2 protein-coding genes are annotated in these 2,604 nt (G+C 63.5%); one reads left to right on the top strand and one right to left on the bottom strand.

Features of this window, described 5'->3' with window-relative positions; all coding sequences use genetic code 11:
• Window positions 1–250: 250 nt before the first annotated feature.
• Complete coding sequence (locus EN935_RS30560) at window positions 251–1,267, bottom strand: sugar ABC transporter substrate-binding protein (protein ID WP_024503693.1); 1,017 nt, start codon at window positions 1,265–1,267, stop codon at window positions 251–253.
• Window positions 1,268–1,494: 227 nt separating this feature from the next.
• Here EN935_RS30560 and EN935_RS30555 point away from each other — a divergent pair.
• The coding region (locus EN935_RS30555; RefSeq protein WP_164771468.1) for an ROK family transcriptional regulator at window positions 1,495–2,604 on the top strand (1,110 nt) is incomplete at its 3' end.

The raw sequence follows: 2,604 nt of genomic DNA, 5'->3' as shown, positions 1-2,604 counted from the left end.
GCGCTTGACGGCCGATTTATGCTCGTCAAAAGCGGCAACGCTTGTATCGCTGCTCGAGAGAACCTTCTCGAATTCCTGAGCTTGAGCCATGTTTCCTCCCCGTTGGGTGCCAGCCACGCGCCAACACCCGTCCACGCTTTTCCGGTCTATTGCCGGGATTGTTCGCGGTCACGCGACCCATCGTCCACCCGAAGCGGCCGGGGATCAAGCCCCGACCGCTCAGGTTCCGTAGATGCCGGTCAGACCTGCATCAGCCCCAGCACTTGGCGAGACCTTCCTTGGTGTCGATGGACTTCACGCCAGTGGCCGGCTTGTCGGTCACCAGGTTGACGCCGGTATCGAAGAAATTCTTGCCTTCGGTCGGCTTCGGCTTGGTTCCGTCCTTGGCGAAAGCGGCGATCGCCTCGATGCCAAGTGCTGCCATCTGCAGCGGATATTGCTGCGATGTGGCGCCGATGACACCTTCGGCCACCGACTTCACGCCGGGGCAGCCGCCGTCGACGGAGACGATCAGCACCTGGCTTTCGAGGCCGACAGCCTTGAGCGCCTGGTAGGCGCCGACAGCGGCCGGTTCGTTGATGGTGTGGATGACGTTGATGGTGTTGTCCTTCTGCAGAAGGTTCTCCATCGCCTTGCGGCCGCCCTCTTCGTTGCCGTTGGTGACGTCGTGGCCGACGATGCGCGGATCGGTCTCGTCGCCGATCTTGTTGGGGTCCTTCACGTCAATGCCGTAGCCCATCATGAAGCCCTGATCGCGCAGCACGTCGACGGTCGGCTGCGACGGCGTCAGGTCAAGGAAGCCGATCTTGGCGTCCTTGGCCTTGTCGCCGAGCGTGGCGGCGGCCCAGGCGCCGATCAGCTTGCCGGCTTCGAGATTGTCCGTCGCAAAGGTCGCGTCGGCCGCGTCGATCGGATCGAGCGGCGTGTCGAGCGCGATCACCAGTAGGCCGGCATCACGCGCCTTCTTCACGGTCGGCACGATGCCCTTGGTGTCGGACGCGGTGATCAGGATACCCTTGGCGCCGTCGGCGATGCAGCTTTCGATCGCCGCGACCTGGCTCTCGCTGTCGCCGTCGATCTTGCCGGCGTAGGTCTTGAGGTCGACGCCGAGTTCCTTGGCCTTCGCGGTCGCGCCTTCCTTCATCTTGACGAAGAAGGGATTGGTGTCGGTCTTGGTGATCAGGCAGGCGCCGACACCGGCCGCGGATGCGGACGAGGCAAACGCCATCAGGCCCAGAGCCGCGGCGGCAAACACGGTCGATTTCAATAGTTTTGTATTGGTCACGATTTTCCTCCCAGTGGAACCATTCCGATGCCGGCCAACCGGCACCTGCAGCGCATCCACGATATTCTCCCAGCGCGGACGCCGCCTCAACAGACACTAGGCCGAAGCCTCTGTCAATAATTAAATCACTCTTATTTATTATTGACAGCCTTGCTTCGTTCACCCATTCTGGCCCAAAAGCATTGAGGGGAAACGACGGGAGGAACAGGGTGGAAACCGCCATTGCGAGGCACGGTTCGCCCGAGGTGAATGACAGCCTCATTCACCGCGGCACCAACCAGAGCGGCATGCGCGACCACAACGAGCGGTTGGTGCTCTCGCTGGTGCGCCAGCACGGCAGCCTGGCGAAATCCGACATCGCCCGCATGACCGGACTTTCGGCGCAGACGGTTTCGGTCATCATGCGCGAGCTGGAGGAAGAGAGCCTTCTGCTGCGCCAGGCGCCGTTGCGCGGCAAGATCGGCCAGCCCTCCATCCCGATGGCGCTCAATCCCGAAGGCGCTTTCTTCATCGGCCTGAAGATCGGCCGCCGCAGCGCCGAACTGGTGCTGATCGATTTCCTCGGCAATGTGCGCTCGATGCTGCAGCATTCATACCGCTACCCGGCGCCGCGCGAGACGGTGGACTTCGTCAGCAACGGCATGCGGCAGATGCGCAGCGCGCTGACGCCCGCACAGGACAAGCGCATCGCCGGACTCGGCATCGCCATGCCGTTCGAATTGTGGAACTGGGCCGATACCGCCGGCGCCCCGCGCGACGTCATGGACGAATGGCGCCACCGCGACATCAGGGCCGACATCCAGGCGCAATGCGATTTTCCGGTCTATTTGCAAAACGATGCGACTTCGGCTTGCGGCGCCGAGCTCGTCTTCGGCCAGGCGGGGGCTGCGCGTGACTTCGTCTATTTCTATATCGGCGCCTTTGCCGGTGGCGGCATCGTGCTGAATGGCCGGCTTTTCGGCGGCCCGACCGGCAATGCCGGAGCACTCGGCTCCATGCCCGTGCCCGGGCCGGACGGCAAACCGACCCAGCTGATCGACGTGGCGTCCATCGCCATGCTCGAAAAGGCGCTCAATGCGCGCGGCGTCGAGGCCTCGCATCTATGGACATCGCCGGAAGATTGGGGCGAGATCGGACCCGAGCTCGACGACTGGATCGCCAGCGCTTCGCGGGCGCTCGCCTACGCCATCGTCGCCGCATCCTCGGTCATCGATTTCGAAGCGGCGGTGATCGACGGATGGATGCCGAAGGCGGTGCGCCGCCGGCTGGTTGACGCCATCATCGCGGCCATCGCCACGATCGACGGCGAAGGCCTGAAG

Source organism: Mesorhizobium sp. M7D.F.Ca.US.004.03.1.1 (assembly GCF_003998635.1).
Classification (GTDB): Bacteria; Pseudomonadota; Alphaproteobacteria; order Rhizobiales; family Rhizobiaceae; genus Mesorhizobium; species Mesorhizobium loti.
The sequence above is the reverse complement of the archived record's forward strand: the minus strand, read 5'-3'. Positions and strand labels throughout refer to the sequence as shown.